The sequence below is a fragment of the Jeotgalicoccus nanhaiensis genome (assembly GCF_015235105.1).
In the GTDB taxonomy this organism is placed as follows: domain Bacteria; phylum Bacillota; class Bacilli; order Staphylococcales; family Salinicoccaceae; genus Jeotgalicoccus; species Jeotgalicoccus nanhaiensis.
The window spans coordinates 274,619-297,743 of record NZ_JADGLW010000001.1 but is presented as its reverse complement, the minus strand read 5'-3'; the positions used below and the strand labels follow the sequence as shown (position 1 = coordinate 297,743).

Below are 23,125 nucleotides of genomic sequence, written 5' to 3'. Positions count from 1 at the left end.
TCGTGTTATAATAAGTGAAAATAATTTGATATTCTATACTAAAAGACTATATTACGAATATAGTCTTTTAGTATTTTTACAATGAGGGAAAACACTTGAATGAATTAATTGATCTTTTGACGACTGAACAGGGAATAGAAACGTTATTTCAAAAATTTGAAGACCTGGGTTTTATCATCGGTTTTCTGCTCGTATTTATCGAGTCTTTTCTGCCGTTTTTGCCGCTGGTAGTCATCGTTATTTTAAATATTAACTCCTACGGTGTTATTATCGGTTTTCTTGTCAGTTATACTGCGAGTGTTGCCGGCAGTTACTTAGTGTTTCTGTCAGTCCGCAGCTTGTTCAGAAAACCAGCTCAGAAATATATAGAAAAACATGAAAAACTTAACCGCATGCTTAAATTTATTGATGAGCGGGGATTTACATTTTTATTTATTCTGCTGTCGCTGCCGTTTACACCGTCATCGGTCGTGAACGTTATCACAGCTTTATCTAATGTCAGAAGACATGTATACTTATATATATTATTAGCGTCGAAATTTATTATGATATTATCGATGACACTCGTCGGTTATGACATAACTTCGTTTTTTGACTCACCGGTAAAACTTATACTCTCATTGGTATTTTTAGCAGTACTTTATCTTCTGTCCAAATGGTATCAGAAGTACCTGGAAAGAAAAATGAAAAAATAAGAGGTGTCGTAATTGGCAAAAGAAATCCGCGAATGGGCAGTTGCTATAATAATCGCAATCGCTGTAATTGCTGTAATCAGAATATTTCTCTTCGTTTCATTTTCAGTCGACGGGCTCAGTATGGATCCGACGCTGGAAGACGGCGACAGAGTCGTCGTTAACAAATTTATATATGATTTAACAGATATCGAACAGGACGATGTTATCGTCTTCAACTCCGGGGAAGATTCGGCTTACGTTAAACGTGTTATGGGCGTACCCGGCGACACTGTTGAGATGATTGACAGAACAGTTTATTTAAACGGCGAACCTCTGCAGGAAGATTACGTGGTTCATCAGGGTGAGTCGTATATGGATAACTTCACTCTCAGTGACCTCGGCGTCGAAGGAGATACCATTCCTGAAGGGCATTATCTTGTACTCGGGGATAACCGTCCGATAAGCAGAGATTCAAGAGACTTCGGTTTAATTATAGAGGATGCAATTATCGGCGAAGTACAGCTGAGATTCTGGCCGCTGAATGAGATTGCTATTGATTTTTAATTATAAATATTATCAAAAGGAGATATTAGAGAATCTAATATCTCCTTTATTCAAGTGGGGAGGCATAATGTATGGGAATTACCATATGGACCGGTACGAGCGGTACCGGTAAAACAAGCAGTATGTTTAATGAAATAAAAGAACTGACGAAAGATTCACCGCTCGGTTCGAATATATATATCGTTACGCCGACGCAGAACACGCTGAGCTATGAACAGCTGATTACCCAGCCGGAGGAAGGTTTGGTTACTGGCAGTATGCGGACGAGCGTATTCAGTTTTACGCGACTGATGTGGCATGTTTACAATGAACTTGGCCAGCCCGAAAAAGAATCTCTGTCCGAGGCGGGACATGTTATGTTCATGCACAAGCTGATGAACGATATGAAAGAATTTTTAAATTACTACCAGACATCCGGCGGCTATATAAAATTTTCAGAAAAAGTACTGGAGCAGATTACAGAATTCAGAGCTTACAACGTTAATCCTGAAGATTTAAATAACCTGCAGTTTGAGAGAGGCAGAACGACGGAAAAATATGAAGATTTAAATAAAATATACTCCAGATGGAGTGAACAGATTGCAGAATATAATATTGAAGATCTAAATATGATTCAGAATTTTATCGATGATATCAGCCGGACAGAAAATATACGCACCTTAAATAAAGCGACGATATATATCGACGGCTTTCATAACTTTACCGAAAGTGAATTTGCTTTAATCTATGCGCTTGAAAAGAAAGTGGCTCAGATTAACCTGCTTTTAACGCACCGTAAATCAGATGACAGCGAGCAGGGGGTAAGGGATGTTCTCCTGTTCAGAAAAACTGAAGCGGTGGTAACGCGGCTGCAGGAACTGTTCGGTGAGCATTATGTAGAATTCCGGCATTTCGATGACGAATTTCTGAGAGCAAAACGCACCGGCCTGACCCAGCTTGAGAAGTATATTACAACCGGTAAAAAAATGACAAACTTCGATGGCATTACTATTACTGAAGCACCGTCTGTGGAGGAGGAAGTCATTGAAACCGCAAGAAATATTGAAACGCTAGTCCGGGAAAGAGGCGCTAAATATTCCGATATCGGTATTCTTTACCGGGATTCGGCTTATGAGGAATATATAAAAACAACATTTAAGAGATTTGACATTTCCTATCATATGGATGCCGATCATTATATGCACTGCAACCCTTTTACCCAGCTTATTATTGCTCTGCTTGAATGTTATAAAAGCCGTTTTCAGAGTTCGTCATTCCTGAATGTCCTGAAAACCGGCTATTTAAACAGCGGAGACGACGATAAACTGCTTGCCCATCTCGAAAATATTATTATCGAGCGCGGTCTGACGGGTACTGAACTGTTCGACGATGAACGCTTTCAGATTGAATACCGTCTGGATGCAGAAGGCATGATTGACCGGATTGATAATTCTGAATCTCTGAGCGAAATGATCGATTATAAAAATAAACAAATCAGCCGGCTCAGGGAATTTTTCAAGTCTCTGGATGAGGGGACAAAAGTAAAAGATTATATTACGTCAATTTACAGCTTTATCGTGGATAACGGTATATTAACTAAACTGGAAGATGAAATACATGAGCTCGAAGAAACCGACGTCCGTCTGAGAAACGAAACTGAGCAGTCTTATAATTTATTCATCCGTCTGCTGGATGACAGTTATACAGTTTTCAAAGATAAGGAAACCGAGTTCTCCCTGTTTTATGAAACGTTTATAGACGGCTTGAAAACTGCCACATTTAATACGAGACCTGCAACGATAGACCAGGTAATTGTCGGTTTGCTCGACCTTGCTAAAGTGGAAAATAAAAAATATATTTTTATAATAGGCATGAACTATAATGTAATGCCCCAGGAATCCCGCAGCACGACGATAGTGACAGATGAAGAAAAACTCGTTCTCGGAACGAGAGGCATTACGCTGTCACCAAGTGCAAGAACACTTGCACAGGATGAACGCTTTGTCTTTTATCTCGGTGTCACACGTCCGACAGAAGGACTGTTTATCAGCTGGTCATCGACCCTGCAAAACAAAGAAGCGACTAAAATCAGCCCGTTTGTTGCAGAATTTCTGCCGGCTGAGGATGAACGGGTCTTGAACTTTACTTACCGGAAAACGGCGCATTACGACGTGGAAAACTCAATCCGGCTGATTTCAAGCTTGCGCAGCATGGAAGCGCTGGAACATTTTAAGCTCCGCCAGCTGATGTCAACGGGCAAAGAATATCTTCATGATTTAAGCAGTGTGCCGCAGTACAGACACTTTATCTCTGTCTATCAGCTGCTTAAATCGGGAGACAGACAGGCGGTAATTAACCGTCTGACCAGAAACCTGACTTATGATAATAAAGCGCGAAAAATTAACAGCGCGACCGCAGAAGCGCTGTACGGCTCAGAAATGAAAGCCAGTGTGTCGCGCTTTCAGTCATATTTCAATTGTAATTTCCAGCATTTCTCAAATTACGGCCTGAAGCTCAATGTCAGACAGAATCATACGGTAAGACCGCTTGAAATCGGTAACCTTTATCATAATGCACTGGAAAAAGTTGCGGCGGATCTCGGGATGACACTGCAGCACGATGATGACATTATTAAAAGTACGGTAAAAAATGCGGTGGATACGGTACTCAGAACGATCAGTTACGGCATATTTGAACGCTCGGAATACTACTTATCGCTGAAGGAAAAAGCAGTGCAGGCGATTACGACCACCCTGCTCTTTATGAAAGATATTGAAAAGCTCGGAAATTATAAAATGACGCTGATAGAAGCGGTATTCGGCAAAAAATCAGATGAACTGGGCGAGCTGATTCTCACCAGTCCAAATGGTAAGAAAATTATTCTGCGCGGTAAAATAGACCGGGTGGATACGTATAAAAAAGACGGCAGAGTGTATGTCAATATTATCGATTATAAATCGAGCGCCCGGGATTTAAGAAAGGCGGATGTGCTGAACGGCGTCGAACTGCAAATTATTACGTATATGTACGTGCTGATGGAGCGAGCAGAAAAGCTGCTCGGCGGTGAGATTTTCCCGAACTCGATGCTCTTTTATCATGTTAACGAACCGAAAGTTAAAGCAGAAGATGCAGATGAAGCACACAAAGAACGCCAGAGTGCCTTGAAACCGAAAGGTCTGTTCGTTGCAGACAGCACTGTATCGAATATTGACGGCAACAAAGGGCTTGAAAATTTAATTGAAGAGACTGAAAATATTAATGAATACTTCCCGCTGCAGGAGAAAAAAGACGGTACTTTTAACAGTCATTCTAAAAAACGGGTGCTGTCGGAAGAAATGTTCAAACATTATTCTCTTTACGTGATGGAGAAGTTTAAAACTGCGACAGATGAAATCTACGATGGGCACACGCTTGCGAACCCGATCGATACAAACGGCAGCCTGCCGTGCCAGTTTTGTGATTTTAAAGCAGCCTGCCATATAGATAAATTAATCAATGCAGAAGATTACCGGATGAACCGTATTACGGACGAGGATATCGAAGCATTTGAAAGTGAGGTTCACGATGGTTAAATTTACCGAAGCTCAAACTAAAGCAATCGAGACGAAAGGCTCGGATGTCTTAGTATCCGCAGCTGCGGGATCGGGGAAAACAGCAGTGCTCGTTGAACGGATTAAACAGAATATTATCGAAGGTAATTATTCTATAGATGAAGTGTTCGTTTCAACATTTACTAATAAGAGCGCAAAAGATATGAAGGATAAAATCGAACGGGCGCTCCGCGAGACTTATAATGAAACGCCTGATCCGCGCTTAAACGAAGAGATTATTAAACTGAACGATGCGCATATATCGACCTTGCACAGTTTCTGTCTGTACTTAATCCAGACGCATTATAATGCAATCGGACTGCCGCCTGATATACGTACACTCGGCCAGGTCGAGTCGGAAATCCGTCTGCAGAGAGTAATTACGAATGTGCTGGAGCAATTTTACGTTAATGCTGATGAGGACTTTTTAAAGCTTGATCAGTTTGTGACGAGCAATAAGGATAACGCTGCTCTTCATAAACTTGTCTCAGACCTTTATCATGTTGCAGTCGCCACGAAGGAGCCCGATCTTTTTCTAAGAAGCATGTTTGACCAGTATATATCAGAGGATAAACTGACGGAGATTCTGGACAGCTATAGAGCAGTTATCGGCCGTAAATTAAAGAAATTGGATGAGGATCTTTATACGCTTAAAGCGGAGTATGATAATGCCGAACGCGATGAGGACTTAAAAGAGAAAGCGGTTGATGATGCCTACGAAAAACTGGCTGTGATGCACAAGTATGTGCTGCAGGCACTCGAGTCTTTCAGCCGTGAAGGGTACTTTAAACTTCCGCCGGCAAAACTTGTCACAGGCACAAATGCATTTATTAAAGGTGCTGCAGCTTTCGGCAATGATTTAAATGAACGCTATAATAAGCCTGCAAACGCTTTGTATCAGGAACTCGGCAAGCTGAAGCAGTACACGCTTTTAGATGTGAGAGCGGAACTCAGTCCGCTGAACGGCATGAATAATCAGCTGATCAGCATTGCCATGGACGTAATTAGCGAGTACAAGAAAGATAAGCAGTCGGCAGGGGAGATGGATTTCAACGACTATGAACATTATGCGCTTGATATTTTAACTGCGGATGACAGAGAAATTGCGAACCGCTACAAAGAGCAGTTCAAAGAAATTATGATTGATGAATACCAGGATATTAACCGGGTGCAGGAAGCGATTATCCAGCTCTTAAAGTCCGGAGGAGAAGAGAATGGCAATCTGTTTATGGTCGGTGACGTTAAACAGTCTATTTACCGTTTCAGACAGGCTGCCCCGGATTTATTTATCGACAAAAGCGAACGTTTTAATAAAGATGGCAGCGGTACACTCATTCAGCTGAACAGAAACTTCCGTTCACGCGCAGAAATCCTCGATGCCACAAATCTAATATTTGAAAATATTATGGATAAAGATCTCGGAGAAATTGATTACACGGATGAAGAAAAACTGATTAAAGGTATCGAGGCAGCAGAACCCGAATCGCCTGTTGAGGTGCTGCCGGTTATATACGATAAGAGTTTAAAATCCGGAGAAGCGGATGAGCTTGAAATTAAACAGATTGTTAAACTCGTGCAGGATCTGTATAAAAGGGGCGCGGCTTATCAGGATATCGTTATTTTAAACAGAAACCGCTTCGCGCCTGACGTCATGCGCCATGAATTCCAGAAGGCGGATATTCCTGTCAGCATCGACATTAATAAAGGATATTTTGAAACGTTTGAAATTTTAACGATGCGGAGCATCTTATCACTTATAGACAACCCGCTGCAGGATGATCATCTGGCAGGTGTGATGCGGCTGCCGATGTTCGGTTTCAGCGAGGAGGAAATTGCTCAAATCCGCATTTCTTCCGAAGAAAAATATTTATACGAGGCTTTGACTGAATACAGCGGTGACGAAAATATATTAAGGAAAACTGAAGAATTCATCAGTACATTTAGTGAACTTAAACTTCATGCCAAATATTTAAGTGTGCCGGAACTCATTTCGGAAATATTTTTTGAGCTGAATATACTTGAATTTTTCAGCGGTCTGGCCGGCGGTTCAGCAAGACGGGCTAACCTGAATGGACTGATTGATAGAGCACTGGAATTTCAGTCGATGAATAATACAAGCTTATATCAGTTTATCAGCTACATTGATTTCTTAATTTCCGAAGGCAAGGATTTTGGTGAAGAAGGTTCACTTGAGAATACAGATGATGCGGTGCGTGTGATGACCATTCACAGCTCCAAGGGGCTCGAGTTTAAACATGTTATTTATGCCGATTTGAAACAGAACTATACGCTCACTAAAGTGACGCGTGTTTATGTTCATCCGAAACTTGGAATTGTTTTTAACAATTTTAATGATGAACTGAACTACCATTACGACAGTATTCACGGCTTCGCTGCTAATGATTTCCTGAATATTGAGCAGCTGAGTGAAGAATTAAGGCTGATTTACGTTGCGCTGACACGAGCAGAGGAGAAATTGTATCTGCCGCTGATGTTTAAAGGTGAAGCGGAATATAAATATGATTTCAGCAGCATGGAAAAACCTTCTTTTGAAAGACGCGCGGAGCTGAAATCGGCCATGGACTTTTTAGCGCCTGTCGTTATGCAGGCACAGGTTCCATATATTGAAGTTAAGGAAACAGAATTTCGGGCCGGGGAAGAAAATGAGCGAACGGAATACGCAAATCTCGAAGATATCGATGCGCTTAAAGCAGATATTATCCCGGAAGTACGGGAACGGTTATTTTATACTTACCCCGAGCCTGATGATACCGAAGTAACAACTAAGGAATCGGTCACTTCCATTAAACGCAGAAATGAAACGATTCCGGATGGTGCGGAGTTTATCAGCCATACAAGCGAAGTAAATCTGCGCGAGCCGAATTTTCTTCAGAATTCACTGGAAGCGCCGGTTTTCGGGACGATTATGCACGAAATGATGATGCATATTATACACCAGTGGCAGACGCTCAGCGTCATGGAGGACAGTGCAAAAACCGCCTATATTGATACGCTCATCGATAACTATAGTGAAAATTATGAACTTCTCAGTACGGTGCATATTAAAAAGATGAAGGAAAATGCAGCGCGGTTCTTCAATGATAAGATGATGAATGATCTTTTAAATGAACAAGAGGGGATTTATACGGAGCTGCCTTTTATAATGAGCCAGGAAGCAATCGGCTATGCGGAGCATCCCGAGCAGATTGTTCAAGGTATTATAGATTGTCTTTTAGAATATGAAGATCATTACATTATTATCGATTACAAGACAGACCGTGTTAAAGGAACGAATTTAACAAATGAAGATCTTCGTGAAAGATACAGCACACAGATGGATATTTACACGAAATCAGCAATGGCATCACTTAACAAGCCGGTAACAGCCGTGCTTTACTTTTTTGATTATGGGGCGATTCCAGTTGAATAATTCAAATAGAAACATTTATTTTATCGGCGGAGTGTCGCTGTTCTTACTATTTATACACAGCGGGCAGTATTTTATGATGCCGCTTAATGAAATCAATCCGTTCGAATATTTCTTCGGCGGAGATCTGAACGTTTTTAATATAGTCGATATTATTACTGGCGGTTCTGTTATACCGCTTATCAGTATTATAATCGGCTATCTTCTCAGCCAGTACAGTTATACAGGCAAAAAACATCTGGTTAAGGTACTTGTCATTGCGTTTGTACTCTTGAGTCTGAATGCTGTCCTGATCTTTGGTTTTGACCAGCTGCCTTTTGTAATACTAATGGCATTTATCGGTTTAATATTTGTGGGACGCCACTGGATTATAACACTTGCCGCATCGCTTATATTATTTGCGCTGCATTTAATGTTTAATGTTGTTCTTGAAATTATTACAGGACTGAACTCCAATATTCAGCACATGTATTCAGGTATTCAGCAGGTGAATGAATTTATCAGCACCTACAGGAGCACGGATTATCTGGCAATGGTCAATATGAATATTGATATACTGACAGGAATCGGCACAGACGGAATATACAGCGTTGTCTTTGTAATATTGCCGTCAGTGCTTCTCGGCATTGCCTTAAAAGAATTGAATTTTACGGGCTTCATTAAAGACAGTCCGTATATAAGCGGCGGCATCATTATGGTGCTCCTCGCCGGCGGCATCGCTGTAAAGCTTCTGCAGGTGCTTTCTCTCGGTACAATTACAGGAGAAACCCTAGGTGAAGGATTCGGCGGACCGGTTACAGCAATCGGCTATTTTATGATACTTGTCTATATTTCTGACGCTGTTCCAAAACCGGTGTTTAAGCTGTTTTACAATCTGGGTAAATACGGATTAACTTCCTATATATTATTCAATATTCTGATGATGTTCGTATTTTATGGTTTTGGTATGGCGATGTACGGACAGATTTCAATCCAAATGCTGCTGTTCATCGTTTCGGCAATTTATATCTTACTTATTATCTTTGCAAATCTGATGGCTGCCTGTAATATTCAGGCGCTAGAACAGACTTTTCAGACAAATAAGAAAATGAAGCGGGAATAATTAAATATTATTTGTTATACTGTATGAAAGAAAACAAAGGAGATTGTCCAATGAAATTTTTAACTTTTGAATATGAAGACAAGAATTATTATGGTGTCAAAGTAAAACGTGAAGACAGTGCATGGATTATTCCGCTCTTATTCCAGGATTTCAGTGATGTTAAAGATTATCCGAGAACATTGCTCGAAGGTATTACTGAGTACCACACATTGGATTTTCAGGAACTTGTCAGAAAGCTCGTTGAAAGTGCAGAAGCATCTGATAATGCAAATAAGTACAAGGCACCGTTTGAAGATATTAATATTATGGCGCCGGTTAAACCGCCGAATAACACAATCGGTTTTGGCCGCAACTTTAAAGCACACACTGAAGAGATGAAGAGTGAAGTTGAATTGTATGTATTCACAAAAGCAAACTCAAGTCTCGTCGGTGATGAGGATACAATATCTTCTTACAGCGATGTAACAGAAGAGCTGGATTATGAAGGGGAACTCGGTATCGTTATCGGGAAAGAAGCAAAAAACATAGACAGCTCGATGGCTTATGATTATATTTACGGCTACACGATTGTCAATGATATTTCAGCGAGGGAATTGCAGAAATCACACAAACAGGCATTCTTATCGAAAAGTCTGGCGACTCCAATGGGACCTTATATCGTTACTAAAGATGAAATTCCAAACCCGCAGGACACGACAATCGTTACTAAAGTGAACGATGAAATCCGTCAGGACGGCAGCACTTCATTAATGGTAAGAAAGATTGATGAACTCGTTGCAGAATTGTCGAAATATGTGACACTGCAGCCGGGAGATGTTATTGCATCAGGTACCCCTGCAGGAGTCGGGGCGGGCATGGATCCGACAGGCTTCTTAAAAGCAGGAGATACAGTACGTGTTTCAATTGATGGAATTGGAACATTAACGACACACATTGAGTAAACATTCCATGATATACTACTACAGGAAACATTAATGTAGAGGGGGAATCAGACGATGTTACATTTACACCTGACAGCTATTATTGTTTCATTTATATTATTTATAGCTGTTTACGCTATGTACAAAAAGAATAATACTGCTGAAAACAAACCGGCATTTATTCTGCACATGGTGCTGAGAGTGTTCTATCTGCTTGTATTATTCAGCGGGATTATGGTTTACGTCGGTAATATGGAAGGCATCAGCAATGCAGGTTCGCACATGCAGTATGGTATTAAAGCGCTGCTTGGTATTCTTTCAGTTGGATTTATGGAAATGGCAATTGTAAGACTGAAGAAAAACTCCAGAAAAGCGACCGGGCTTTTAATTGTTTGTCTTGTACTTATTATTGCGACAGTTATTATGGGTGCAATGCTGCCTCTAGGTATGCTGAGCTTCTAAAACAAATGAATAATCTTAATGCCGGCCTGTTAAATTTTAACGGGCCGGTATTTTATATGTTCTGTGTTAAAATAAAATTTATGAACAATTAGTGAAACGGAGTCTTAAAGAACTGAAATTTAGTATACTGATTACTATACGAATAAAAGGTAGGATAAAATTATGAAGAGAATACTAGCGCTTGTGAGCATGATTTTGGCAGTGCTGTTTATGAGCAGTCATACAGTATCAGCCGAAGAGAATACATATGACAGAATTTATATGATTACTGTCGACCGCTTTTTAAATAATAATACGTCAAATGACGTTGGCGTAACAGAAGACGGAGATCCTTATTATCCGTTCGGCGGGGATTTTGACGGCATCGTTCCGTATCTCGAGTATATTAAGGATATGGGCTTTAATACAATTATGCTGTCGCCGGTGGCAGAACGTGCCGAAGATGATTATCTCGGCTACGATGTTACAGATTACGCCTCTATTTCTGAAGCCTACGGCAGTCCGGAAGGTTTTGAAAACCTGCTTGCCGAAGCTCATGAACTTGAATTAAAAGTCATTGTCGATATGCCGGCTGTGGCAACAGACGATTATACAGCACTGGAAACTCCCGCATTTAATACTATCCAGGAAGAATATTATGAAGATATTGGGCGGGAGATTATCGACCTGAATGATGCCGGCAACCAGGAAACATACCGTGCAATGGTTCAGGAATTTACAGATACTTACGATGTTGACGGTATCAGCATGTTTGTGAATCAGGATGGATTGAATGCTGAAGAATTTTTACCTGAAAATATTGATACTTACGGGATTTTATCGACTGAAGAAATAACCGCTGAAGGGTTTGACACTATAGCGAGAGAAGGATTCAGAGCTGATCTCGCACAGACATACGGCGGCATTGATCAGGAAATTCCCGAATTTCCGGAAGATGAACAGCTGATTATGGCAGACCACTGGTTCTCAGAAAGATTCACGCACAGTGCTGCAGAACAAAATATGTTTCCGGGTACGAGAATACAACAGCTGGCGAACTATTTATACGCCTACCGCGGACCGAGTGCGATGACATACGGCACAGAAGTTGCCTTTAACGGCAGCAGCTATCCGGAAGTGCATCCGCAAATGGATTTCAGAAGCGATAAGGAAGTTATTGAGTATCTTGAGAATATCGCTGTAGTTTACAGGAATCACGAAATTATGCTGGCTCCGGAATCAGAAACTGAGACGATATTAAACGAAGACGGGCAGTATCTGGTTAAATATTATACAGCTGATGTGGACTACATACTGAATGTAAATAATACAGCTGAAACAAAAAGTAATACGATGGAGCAGACAGCTGAAGAAGAAGGGAAAGTACTGAGCGGTATGCTCATTGGAGATATGATTCGCCCGCATGATGGAGAATATATCACTGTGCTCGACAGAGAAGAAACAGAACTGTATTCGATAATTGAAGAAGCAGGCTTTAACAATGGATACTTATACGCAGCAGTTTTAATCTTTGGTATATTTGCAGTCTTTGTCTGGGTGGCAGCGAGCCGCAGCAGAAAAAATAAAGCAAAAAGAATGAAAGACAGAGAAAAATAAATAACAATAAAGCCGCACTCCTTCAACGGAATGCGGCTTTTAATATTTATAAGTCTTCAGCTTTTTCAATCGCTTTATAACCGATCATATTAATTACATCTTTCGGACTGGAGAAAGGCGGTGAATATCCGATTTCGATATTAATTAAGTCGTATACCGTGCCGCCGAGACGGGTATGGGCCGATAAGACATCGATACGTTTATCAACACCCTCTGTCCCGACGACTGCAGCTCTTAGTATAAGTCCGCTGTCTTTAGAGACATAGACTCGTATATGAATCGGTGAGGCATCCTTCATATAGCCGGATTTATTTTTCTGTTTCTGATCGACTGTAAAGTGAGGAATTTCAGCGACATCTTTTTCCGATAAACCGAAAGTCGCAATATTGTAATCGAAAAACTTCACAATGTTTGTGCCGAGCAGGCCTTCGTGGGTAATCGAACGGTCTCCAGCAAGCTGGTTGGCAATAATATGGGCCAGTCTGTGAGCAGGCCAGGCCAGGGCGGACTGGGTTGTTTTTTCGGGTACATGCTGGAAGTGAGTCATCACAGCATCGCCGAGCGCATATATATTATCGATATTCGTCTGTCCGTTTTTATTAATAGGAATAAGACCGTCTTTTAAAGTAATGTTCGAGCTGTTTAAAAACTTTGTGTTCGGTGTGATGCCGACACCTGTAATAATAAGCGGTGCATCGATTTTTTCACCGTTTGATAATACTGCTTTACCGCCATCAACATAGTCAATTTCCGTATTCAGTTTCAGCGTGACGCCTTGTTCGGTCATGGCTTCATACAGCACTCCGTTCATATCCGCTTCGATATTTTTATAAATCTGTTCATCGTGCTGAAGCATTGTGACCTTAATGCCCCGCTTCGTTAAGTTCTCGGTAACTTCGAGTCCAATATATCCTGAACCGACAAGGACAGCTTCTTTAATATTATTCTCTTCTATAAACTCCACGATATAATCTAGATCTGCCAGTTTATGCAGTGAAAATGTCTGTGCTGCATCTTTTACTGCAGGCAGTTTTTTCGGTGAGCCTCCAGGAGATAAAATTAGATAATCATACGAATCGGTAAACTCTGTATCGCTGTTTTTATCGTATACAGTAACTGTATTTTCTTTAGAATTTACAGCGGTGATTTCATGTTCTGTCTTCACAAAAATATTTCTATCTCTAAATTTCTCAGGTGTCATATTCGTAAGGCTGTCCCATTTTTCAACATCGCCGCCGATATAATACGGCATGCCGCAGGAACCGTAACTGATGTCCCGGTAGCGTTCGTAAATAACGATTTCTATATCGGGATTTAAACGGCGGAGTTGAGATGCAGCAGTAGCACCGCCTGCTACACCTCCAACTACTATAACTCTAGTCATATTATTTACCGTCTTTAAAATAGAAAAGGGCGATGGTGCCGTCGCCTGTATGTGAACTGATTGTCGGTCCAATACTGGAAATATCAATTGTTTGAAGACAGGTCTTTTCAAGCAGCTGCTTTTTTAAATCATTTGCAGATTTTTCTGCATCAGCATGAACGATATGGCCATGGCCGGAAGCACCTTCTTCATTTGCAAGTTCGACCATGCGTTTGAATACTTTTTTAATACCGCGGTGCTTTTCTACAGGAACCAGTTTGCCATCTTCGATATGAAGCAGCGGCTTAATATTTAACAATCCGCCGAGAAAGGCTGAGCCTTTAGATAAACGGCCGCCTTCAGCTAAATAGTTCAAATCGTTAACTGTAAACAGATGTCTGATATATTCAAGGTCCGACTTCACTTTCGAGATAATCGTTTCCTTGTCATCTCCCTCGGCAATATATTCGGCTGTCCGCTCGACAATCAGTCCTGCACCATAGCTCGCAGACTGCGTGTCGATAACTGTAATATCGGCGTCAGGTGTTTCTTCAAGCACTAGATCACGGCCGATTACAGCACTTTGGAATGTTCCTGACAGATTGCTTGAAAACCCGATGTAAATAACACTTTCACCCTGGTCAGTATATTTTTTGAAAAGTTTTTCAAATGCATCCGGATTCGGCTGGCTGGTCATCGGACGCTTGCCGTCTTTGATAGCCTGAATCACTTCCTCACTCGTAATTTCAAGCTGATCGAGGTAGCTTTTATCTTCAATCTGTATCGTTAAAGGTAAAACATCAGCATCAAGTTCCTGTGCTTTACTGAGAGACAGATCTGAACAGCTGTCGATTATAAGTTTCATAACTATTTCCCCCTTAAGATTTCAGGCGCAGGTCAAAAAAGTCATTCAGGAAATGACCAATGCCGTCATTGTTGTTGTTTGTTTCAGTAACGTAGTTTGCAATTCCTTTAATGTCGTCGATGGCATTCTTCATAGCAACACCGTGCTCAACATACTGAAGCATTTCAGTATCGTTATCCTCATCACCGAAAGCGATAGTGCGGTTCGCCGGAATATTTAAAAACTCTCTGGCGTAGTCGACACCGACAGCTTTATTGATACCTTTTTTAATGATTTCAAGGACCGGATAAGGTGCACCCCAGCGGCGCTGTTCGATAACTTCCGCAAACAGTTCATCAAGCGTTTGCCGTATGTGAGGCATTTCAGATTCTTCAGCCTGTACGAGAATACTTGTGACATCTTCATTTACAGTTTCGTATAAATTGCCGACGCTGATTTTAGGATCGCCCATTTTAAAAGCATCAAACAGTACGCTGTCGTGATAGTGTATATATATATTATCCTTAACTTCGGCAACAATATTTTTTATATTGAGTTCCGGTACTTTTTTTGCAATTTCTTTAGTAACATCAAGATCGAGAGTTTCATGTTTTATCTTGAAATTGAAATCGGTCGGATGGTGAACAAATGCACCGTTAAAGTTAACGACAGGAGTCGTCATTTTTAATTCTTTATAGTATGGAACACTTGCCCGGTAGGGACGCCCGGTAGAGATCATCAGTTCGTGCCCTTGTTGCTTAAGTGTTGTAAGCACTTCTTTTGTGAACGGAGTAATTGTCTTTTCATCCGTCAGCAAAGTGCCGTCTAAATCTAAACAGATTAAATGCTTGTCCATATAAATCTCCCTTTTGTATGTGTTTAATTAAAATGTTTCTTCTTAATAATAGCATTTATATTTATTGAATGTATAATTTTTGTTATAGTTATGGTACATACACTACAGTAAGGAGTGATAAGTTTGGATAAAGCAATGGAAGAAAGCATGTACGGTGCGTTAGAGAATGTTATTGACCCCGAACTTGGTATAGATATAGTGAACCTTGGTTTAGTTTATGGTGTAAACCTTGATGACGAAGGTAACGCAGGTGTGGAAATGACTTTAACTTCAATGGGCTGCCCGATGGGACCGCAAATTATGGGACAGGTAGAACACTCGCTGCTCGAACTGCCTGAAGTCAAAGATGTGCAGATAGCAATCGTCTGGAACCCGCCATGGGATAAGGACAAAATGACACGCTATGCAAAAATCGCACTTGGCGTCAGCTAAATCTATTTACAAAAGGAAAGACCGCGAAGATATTCTTCGCGGTCTTTTTTATGCCCATATTAACTGATACAGGATTGAAAATGCGCCGAGTACAAAACAATAATAAGCAAAATAAATCAAATTGCCGTTTTCCATAACATTCTGCAGCCACTTAACTGCAAAGTATGTTGCGATAACCGTTACGATAAAGGCGAGCAGGTAGGCAAGCCATAAAGTATTCATATTCGGATCGTTTACTATGTCACCGACAGAAAGCAAAGCTGTACCGAGAGAAACTGGAATATATAAAAGGAATACAAAACGCAGTGCATTCTTCTGACTTAAGCCGACTGCAATAGAACCGACAAGGGTCGCTCCGCTGCGGCTGATCCCGGGTGTCAAAGCAATACATTGTGAGAGACCCACGATAATTGAGTCTTTAACAGTGATGTCACCGTCGCGTTTTTCTCCGCGTTTATTTTTAATAAACCAGAGCGCAAGACCGGTAAATAACAGCATAACGCCGACGAAACCAACAGAAATATTGTCGCCGATTACATCTTTTAATAACAGACCCGCAACGCCGACCGGAATCGTAGCAATAATAAGACAAATTGTATATTTAAAATCGGTCACTGCGTCGTTATCTCTTGCACCCTTAAAAACAAATCTCCATAAATTTTGAAGAATACTGATAATATCTTTTCGGTAAACAACGAGTATTGCAATCAGCGAAGCTGTATTCAAAAATATTTCGAACGAAAGACCAGTCGCTTCTATGCCGAACAGTTCACGTGCAATGACCAGGTGTCCGCTCGATGAAACTGGAATCGGTTCAGTAAGCCCCTGCAGCAAACCTAAAAATACATATTTAATAGTAGTGATAATATCCAACTTTAAAATTCCTCCTTAAATACCCATCAATAAATATATGATAAATTCCTCAATATTGCTATTAATTACTTGATTTAAAGAAGAAAAAGAGTATAATTAAATTATGGTCAAAAAAGGTCAAACATATATGACCTTAATTTTACTTAGCTGAGGTGAAGTAAATTGGATATTAATAAAATGACTTTAAAAGTGCAAAACATTATCGAACGTGCACAGCAGTATTCAGTTGAGCTTAAGCTGCAGTCCATTGAACTGGAAGCAGTATTAAAAGCTATGCTGACAGCAGATGAAAGCATGAGTGCAGATATACTGGAACGTGCAAACATTAATACAGCAGATATTATTAAAGAATACGACAGGAAATTAAAAACTTATAATGCAGTAACCGGAGACAGCGTTGAATACGGTGTCTATATGTCTAGCGGTTTTTCTCGGCTGTACAACAGTGCGGAAAAACAGATGACTGCCATGGAAGATTCGTTTATCTCCCAGGAGCACCTGCTTTTAGCAGCTCTTGAAGAAGATAATATATTAAAAGAAGCAGTTGGAAATAAAGCGGACATTATTACAGAAATCATTAAGAAAATCAGAGGGGGAAATCATGTGACAACACAAAATCCGGAAAACCAATATGAAGTACTTGAAAAATACGGGCGCGACCTTGTCGAAGAGGTGAGAAACGGCAATGTAGACCCGGTAATCGGCCGGGATGAGGAAATCCGCGATACGATTCGCATACTGAGTCGTAAACGCAAGAATAACCCGGTTTTAATCGGTGAACCGGGTGTTGGTAAAACAGCAATCGTCGAAGGACTTGCTCAGCGCATAGTGCGTAAAGATGTGCCAGAAAGCCTGCTCGACAAAACAGTATTTGAACTCGATTTAACATCACTTGTAGCGGGAGCGAAATACCGCGGTGAATTTGAAGAAAGATTAAAAGCAGTATTAAAAGAAGTTAAAGAATCCGACGGCAGAATTATTCTCTTTATCGATGAAATACACATGCTCGTCGGTGCCGGTAAAACAGACGGCGCGATGGATGCCGGGAATATGCTGAAACCGATGCTCGCAAGAGGAGAGCTGCACTGTATCGGTGCGACGACGATTAATGAATACCGTGAATATATTGAAAAAGATTCGGCTCTTGAGAGACGTTTCCAGAAAGTTCAGGTGCCTGAACCGGATGTCGAAGATACGATTTCAATTCTCCGCGGACTGAAAGAACGCTATGAAGTGCACCACGGTGTAAGAATTACCGACCGTGCGCTTGTTGCGGCGGCAGAATTATCCGACCGTTATATTACCGACCGTTTTTTACCGGATAAGGCAATCGATCTCATGGACCAGGCAAGTGCGACAATCCGCACTGAGATGGGCTCTAATCCGACTGAACTAGATCAGATTAACCGCCGCGTAATGCAGCTCGAAATTGAAGAACAGGCTTTAAAAGGCGAGAAAGATACAGTATCAGCCAATCGTCTGGCAGAACTGCAGACAGAACTCAGCGATATTAAAGAAGAGCAGACAGCACTGCAGAATAAAGTAGAGAAAGAAAAAGAACAAATCGGCAGAGTGAATGACAAACGTGCCGAAGTCGATAAAGTACGTCAGGAACTGGAAGAAGCGGAGAATAACTATGAGCTGGAACGTGCAGCGGAACTCCGCCACGGCAAACTGCCGCAGCTTGAAAAAGAACTCGCTGAATACGAAACAGAAATGGAAAATTCAGTCGATGAAGATCGTATTATCAGAGAAGTCGTAACCGAAGAGGAAATCGGATTTATCGTCAGCCAGTGGACAGGTATCCCGGTAACGAAACTCGTCGAAACAGAAAAAGATAAGCTGCTTAAATTATCGGATATACTTCACGAGCGTGTGGTCGGCCAGGACGAAGCGGTTGATCTCGTTGCCGATGCTGTTATCAGAGCTCGTGCGGGTATTAAAGATCCGGACAGACCAATCGGGAGTTTCCTGTTCTTAGGACCGACAGGTGTCGGGAAAACGGAACTTGCGAAAGCACTCGCTGCAACGATGTTCGACTCGGAAAAACATATGATCCGTATTGATATGAGTGAGTATATGGAGAAACATTCGGTTTCAAGACTGATCGGGGCACCGCCGGGATATGTCGGCCACGAAGAAGGCGGTCAATTAACAGAAGCAATCCGCCGCCAGCCGTATTCAGTTATTCTGCTGGACGAAGTGGAAAAAGCGCACTCCGATGTATTTAATATTCTGCTTCAGCTCCTTGATGAAGGCCGTCTGACTGACTCCAAAGGCCGCAGCGTCAACTTTAAAAACACAATCATTATCATGACATCGAATATCGGGTCACAGCACCTGCTCGATACAGTAGTTGTCGACGGTGAACTGAGCGATGAAACGAAAGATATCGTCATGAGTGAAGTGCATCAGTACTTTAAACCTGAAATTATAAACCGGATGGATGACATTGTTATGTTCAGTCCACTAACTCAGAAAAATATGGGCGCAATTGTCGACCGTCTAATTGCAGACTTAAACAGACGGCTTGCTGCACAGCACATGTCTCTAGAAGTAACTGAAAGCGTTAAAAATTGGGTAGCTAAAAGCGCCTATGAACCGCAGTTTGGCGCACGTCCGCTGAAACGGTTTATTCAAAAACATATCGAAACACCGCTCGCAAGAAAACTCATTGCAGCCGATATGACAGAAGGACTGCATATTAAAGCAGACTATATAAACGATGAATTAGTATTCGATATTGAGTAAGTAAGATGAAAACCTCCTGAAACTTTGATTTCAGGAGGTTTTTTGTTGTTTTTGGGGGTGGATGGCGCTGATTGCTAGGGCGGGTCGGCATGATTGGGTATCATATGTATCCGCGGGCGCTGGGATTGGCATGAATTGGTTTCATAAGTATCCGCGGGCGCTGGGATTGGCATGATTGGGTGTCATGTGTATCCGCGGACGCTGGGATTGGTATGAATGGCTGTCATGTGTATCCGCGGGCGCTGGGGTTTGTATGAACGGTTGTCATGTGTATCCGTCGGCACTGGGGTTTGTATGAACGGTTGTCATGTGTATCCGACGGTGCTGGGGTTTGTATGATTGGGTTTCATATGTATCCGGAACCTTTTGGATTGGCATGACCAAATTTCATATCAATCCAAATTTAAAAAAATAATCTAAACCTATTTATATGACCTCAAAATTTAAATATACCTCGTTCTAACGACTAAATATATAGTTTATACAAAATATGTACATACATTTAATTACAAAAATAACCTTGTTTGTGTAAAAAGTAAACCAGTTTTGCTATTTTTGTGTTTAAGTAACTTTTTTAAAAGAAAAGCAGGGTTCTCGCCTATATATAGGGTAAGAGGACTTTTTTTATAGGAGGAATAATAATGTTTTTAAATAGTCGTGAAAAACCAATTGAGTTACTTTATTACATTGCACTTTCCAAACGTAAAGAACTGACGAACAATGAAAAGTATCAACTGTCTAATTTGGAAAAAGGATTTGAAGGAGAATCTTTATACGATGAAATATTTGATTTTATAGGACATGACAATTTATATATTATTAGAGATCTTTATCTGCATATAAATAATTCGGTCACACAGTACGACAGTATTATAGTTATGGATAACAGAATTGTGGTTAACGAAGTGAAAAATCTCACCGGAGATTACAGGTATGATAATAACAGCTGGTATAAAAATAACAGACAGATGGAAAGTGATCCTTTTATCCAGCTTAATCGGGCGAAAAATAAAATAGTGAGTCTAGGAAATAAAAGTTCTCTGGATTTTTATACAGATAGTAAAGTTATTTTTCCGAATGATGACTTTAATTTTACATCTGACAATGAAAAAATGCATAATCAGGCAGTGATGAGAACTCAGCTGAAAAATTACTTCAGGAGTTTTCGAAATGAAACGATAGGAGATAATGCCAAAAATATTGTTCAGCTGATAAAGAATTCCATTACCTCAAAGCCCGACACTGCTGACTTTATTAATATTTCTGAACTTAAACACGGGCTATATTGCGGACATTGCTCAAGTTTTAATTTACTTAAAGGCAAATTTCAGTTTAAATGCTCTGATTGCGGGAGCATAGAAAGCTATGAAACCCATTTAGTGCGAGCGATGTTTGATTATAAATACTTGTTTCCTAGTCATCCAATGACGAGATTGTCATTGCTGCAATTGATTGATTATAAAATTAATAAAAATACTGTATTTTGTGCTTTGAAAAAACATTGCTACAGTGTTAAAAAAGGGAATTCTACATATTATACTTTGAAATACAGTAATTTTAATCAACAGTTATCCGTGATAAGAAGTACGCAAAGATATAAAGATAAAATTATTCATTCATAATTATTTTGGTGATTTGTAAGGAGAGGATTGGCGCGAACTGGTTTCATAAGTATCCGCCGGCACTGGAGTTTGTATGATTGGTTGTCATATGTATCCGCCGGCACTGGAGTTTGTATGATTGGTTGTCATATGTATCCGCCGGCACTGGGGTTTGTATGATCGGGTGTCATGTGTATCCGCGGGCGCTGGGGTTTGTATGATTGGTTGTCATGCGTATCCGCGGGCACTGGGGTTGGCATGAACGGGTATCATGTGTATCCGCCGGCGCTGGGATCGGCATAATCGGGTTTCATAAGGACCTCAACCCCCCAACCCGAACTATCGCCAACCCTTCCCCAAAAGAAAAAAACCGGGTGCAGATTCGCACCCAGCCGGCCTAAAGGCAGTATAATCTATTATTTTCTGGTATCTTCAATCGCTTCATCGAGTTCCCGGGAGAATTGATTGCGGGTTTCGTCGTCATAGCTTAAGGTATCCTGCAGGAGCTGTTCAACACCGCTGCGGTATTTTACGACATCCTCGATTTCAAAATAAAGTTTGCCTGAACGGCGTACGAAAAAGTCAGCCGGCTTGATTACCATTTCATGAAGTATACCGTAAATTACTTCCGCATATAAGGGTTTCGGCAGACTGTATTTTTCGTGATTATCGTTTGTAATGCCTGCATATTGATAAACTGCTTCGACATTGCTGCCGTATTTCATGGCGAGCATATGACCTTCATCGAGTGTAAGACCGTAACTCGGCGCTTTACGGCTTATGTTATCAACGTAGTTCTGATAGCCGACACTGCCGCCGACATCGCCTCCGGAAACAGGTTCATTTTTAGTTGAAACTTTTTTAACGTTCATTTTATGATGTTTTTTCAAATACTCTGCAACCTCATCCACGATTTCCTCAGCCATATGGCGGTAGCCGGTAAGTTTGCCGCCTGCGATTGTAATGAGCCCGCTTGTACTGTGCCAGATTTCATCTTTGCGTGAAATATCCGAAGCGTTTTTACTGCCGGATTGGATAAGCGGACGAATACCGGCCCACGAGGATTCGATCATCGATATATCTATATTTAAGGTTGGAAACATAAAATTAATCGCGTCGACCAAATAAGCTTTATCTTCAGTCTCAGCTTTCGGCCTGGCTTTATTTTCACCGTAAAATGTATCTGTTGTACCGACGTAGGTTTTGCCGGCCCGAGGAATAGCAAAAATCATACGGCCGTCATCTTTTGTATCAAAATAAACAGCCTGGGTTAACGGGAAATCCTCTTGTTTAAAGACGATGTGAACACCTTTAGTGTGAACTAAATGCTTTTTAGTCTGCCGGCCCGCCTGGTCATTCGCGCGGACTTCATCGACCCAGGGGCCGGTTGCATTAACGACTGCTTTACTTTTAATTTCATAAGTGTCGTTTCTCAGAACATCTTTGGCTTTAATTCCTGTAACCGTACCGTTATCATATAAAAATCCGTCTGCTTTCACGTAGTTGACTGCATCTGCACCGTAGGAAGCGGCTTTCTTCATTACTTCAACAGTGAGTCTCGCGTCATCAGTTTTATATTCCACGTAGTGACCGCCGCCGCGGAGTCCGTCACTTTTAATATTAGGAACCCGTTCGATAACTTCTTGTTTTGTGAGCATGTTGCGGCGTTCGTTTTTATCGACCTGGGCAAGAGAATCGTAGACTTTCAGTCCGAGGCTCGTTGTAAACTCGCCGAATGTACCGCCTTTATGAAAAGGCAGCAGCATCCATTCGGGTGTTGTGACATGCGGACCGTTTTCATAAACAATGGCTCGTTCACGGCCAGTTTCCCTGACAACATTAACCTGCATTTGTTTTAAATACCGGAGTCCGCCGTGAATTAATTTCGTGCTTCTGCTGCTCGTACCTTCTGAGAAATCCTGCATCTCTACCAGGGCGACATTCAGTCCGCGCATCGATGCATCGAGTGCAATTCCGGCTCCCGTAATTCCGCCGCCGATTATAAGTAAATCGTATTCAAATTTCGACATGTGATCAAGCTGATGTTTACGTGTAAGTGCGTTTAACATAATTCTCCTCCTGTTTTTAAAT

Annotated in this window: 16 protein-coding genes; 11 read left to right on the top strand and 5 right to left on the bottom strand. The window is 41.1% G+C overall.

The genetic code is table 11. The annotated features are described in order from the left end of the window. The first annotated feature begins 95 nt into the window (after nt 1-95). From IR135_RS01370 to IR135_RS01335, 8 genes are all read left to right on the top strand, one after another. The gene (locus tag IR135_RS01370; protein ID WP_135096010.1) at nt 96-695 is read left to right on the top strand and encodes a TVP38/TMEM64 family protein; all 600 of its coding nucleotides are present in this window, start codon (nt 96-98) and stop codon (nt 693-695) included. Nucleotides 696-707: 12 nt separating this feature from the next. Further along, entirely contained in the window at nt 708-1,238 is a 531-nt protein-coding gene (lepB, locus tag IR135_RS01365; protein WP_135096008.1) for a signal peptidase I, read from the top strand. Nucleotides 1,239-1,309: 71 nt separating this feature from the next. Beyond that, entirely contained in the window at nt 1,310-4,789 is a 3,480-nt protein-coding gene (locus IR135_RS01360; RefSeq protein ID WP_135096006.1) for a PD-(D/E)XK nuclease family protein, read from the top strand. Then, complete coding sequence (addA, locus tag IR135_RS01355; RefSeq protein ID WP_135096004.1) at nt 4,782-8,237, top strand: helicase-exonuclease AddAB subunit AddA; 3,456 nt, start codon at nt 4,782-4,784, stop codon at nt 8,235-8,237. Before IR135_RS01360 ends, addA begins: the two co-directional genes overlap by 8 nt. After that, entirely contained in the window at nt 8,230-9,336 is a 1,107-nt protein-coding gene (locus tag IR135_RS01350; protein ID WP_167753331.1) for a DUF418 domain-containing protein, read from the top strand. Before addA ends, IR135_RS01350 begins: the two co-directional genes overlap by 8 nt. A gap of 50 nt (nt 9,337-9,386) precedes the next feature. Further along, nucleotides 9,387-10,277, top strand: a complete 891-nt coding sequence (locus IR135_RS01345) for a fumarylacetoacetate hydrolase family protein (RefSeq protein WP_135096000.1) — start codon at nt 9,387-9,389, stop codon at nt 10,275-10,277. A gap of 54 nt (nt 10,278-10,331) precedes the next feature. Further along, complete coding sequence (locus IR135_RS01340) at nt 10,332-10,718, top strand: DUF1516 family protein (RefSeq protein ID WP_115885943.1); 387 nt, start codon at nt 10,332-10,334, stop codon at nt 10,716-10,718. Nucleotides 10,719-10,880: 162 nt separating this feature from the next. Continuing rightward, nucleotides 10,881-12,314: an alpha-amylase family glycosyl hydrolase gene (locus tag IR135_RS01335; protein ID WP_135095998.1), complete on the top strand. Its 1,434-nt coding sequence runs from the start codon at nt 10,881-10,883 to the stop codon at nt 12,312-12,314. A 46-nt stretch (nt 12,315-12,360) separates the two neighbouring features. On the opposite strand, the gene IR135_RS01330 is transcribed toward IR135_RS01335, so the two are convergent. Genes IR135_RS01330 through IR135_RS01320 form a run of 3 tightly spaced genes read right to left on the bottom strand, consistent with a single transcriptional unit; the run spans nt 12,361 to nt 15,377 of the window. Beyond that, complete coding sequence (locus tag IR135_RS01330; protein WP_135095996.1) at nt 12,361-13,698, bottom strand: CoA-disulfide reductase; 1,338 nt, start codon at nt 13,696-13,698, stop codon at nt 12,361-12,363. 1 nt (nt 13,699) lies between these two features. After that, nucleotides 13,700-14,542 carry a DegV family protein gene (locus IR135_RS01325; RefSeq protein WP_135095994.1) on the bottom strand — a complete coding sequence of 281 codons (843 nt, stop codon included), beginning with the start codon at nt 14,540-14,542 and terminating at the stop codon, nt 13,700-13,702. Nucleotides 14,543-14,555: 13 nt separating this feature from the next. Then, entirely contained in the window at nt 14,556-15,377 is an 822-nt protein-coding gene (locus IR135_RS01320) for a Cof-type HAD-IIB family hydrolase (protein WP_115885939.1), read from the bottom strand. Nucleotides 15,378-15,512: 135 nt separating this feature from the next. Here IR135_RS01320 and IR135_RS01315 point away from each other — a divergent pair, with 135 nt between their 5' ends. After that, nucleotides 15,513-15,809 (top strand): metal-sulfur cluster assembly factor, encoded by a 297-nt coding sequence (locus tag IR135_RS01315; RefSeq protein WP_213810032.1) that lies wholly within the window; start codon nt 15,513-15,515, stop codon nt 15,807-15,809. 48 nt (nt 15,810-15,857) lie between these two features. Here the strand turns inward: IR135_RS01315 and IR135_RS01310 are convergent, their stop codons facing one another. Further along, nucleotides 15,858-16,682, bottom strand: a complete 825-nt coding sequence (locus IR135_RS01310) for an undecaprenyl-diphosphate phosphatase (protein ID WP_135095992.1) — start codon at nt 16,680-16,682, stop codon at nt 15,858-15,860. A gap of 162 nt (nt 16,683-16,844) precedes the next feature. On the opposite strand from IR135_RS01310, the gene clpB reads away from it, so the two are divergent. Together clpB and IR135_RS01300 are read left to right on the top strand one after the other, a co-directional pair. Next, nucleotides 16,845-19,433 (top strand): ATP-dependent chaperone ClpB, encoded by a 2,589-nt coding sequence (gene clpB, locus IR135_RS01305; protein ID WP_135095990.1) that lies wholly within the window; start codon nt 16,845-16,847, stop codon nt 19,431-19,433. A gap of 641 nt (nt 19,434-20,074) precedes the next feature. After that, entirely contained in the window at nt 20,075-21,055 is a 981-nt protein-coding gene (locus IR135_RS01300; RefSeq protein ID WP_135095988.1) for a nuclease-related domain-containing protein, read from the top strand. A 395-nt stretch (nt 21,056-21,450) separates the two neighbouring features. On the opposite strand, the gene IR135_RS01295 is transcribed toward IR135_RS01300, so the two are convergent. Continuing rightward, a complete protein-coding gene (locus IR135_RS01295) occupies nt 21,451-23,106 on the bottom strand; it encodes a glycerol-3-phosphate dehydrogenase/oxidase (RefSeq protein ID WP_135095986.1) in 1,656 nt (551 codons plus the stop codon). Nucleotides 23,107-23,125: the final 19 nt, after the last annotated feature.

Bases quoted from the DNA above. Each gene is read 5' to 3' on its own strand.
- IR135_RS01360 (WP_135096006.1), top strand. From the start codon at position 1,310: ATGGGAATTACCATATGGACCGGTACGAGCGGTACCGGTAAAACAAGC.
- addA (WP_135096004.1), top strand. From the start codon at position 4,782: ATGGTTAAATTTACCGAAGCTCAAACTAAAGCAATCGAGACGAAAGGC.
- IR135_RS01345 (WP_135096000.1), top strand. From the start codon at position 9,387: ATGAAATTTTTAACTTTTGAATATGAAGACAAGAATTATTATGGTGTC.
- IR135_RS01340 (WP_115885943.1), top strand. From the start codon at position 10,332: ATGTTACATTTACACCTGACAGCTATTATTGTTTCATTTATATTATTT.
- IR135_RS01335 (WP_135095998.1), top strand. From the start codon at position 10,881: ATGAAGAGAATACTAGCGCTTGTGAGCATGATTTTGGCAGTGCTGTTT.
- IR135_RS01330 (WP_135095996.1), bottom strand. From the start codon at position 13,698: ATGACTAGAGTTATAGTAGTTGGAGGTGTAGCAGGCGGTGCTACTGCT.
- IR135_RS01325 (WP_135095994.1), bottom strand. From the start codon at position 14,542: ATGAAACTTATAATCGACAGCTGTTCAGATCTGTCTCTCAGTAAAGCA.
- IR135_RS01320 (WP_115885939.1), bottom strand. From the start codon at position 15,377: ATGGACAAGCATTTAATCTGTTTAGATTTAGACGGCACTTTGCTGACG.
- IR135_RS01315 (WP_213810032.1), top strand. From the start codon at position 15,513: ATGGAAGAAAGCATGTACGGTGCGTTAGAGAATGTTATTGACCCCGAA.
- IR135_RS01300 (WP_135095988.1), top strand. From the start codon at position 20,075: ATGTTTTTAAATAGTCGTGAAAAACCAATTGAGTTACTTTATTACATT.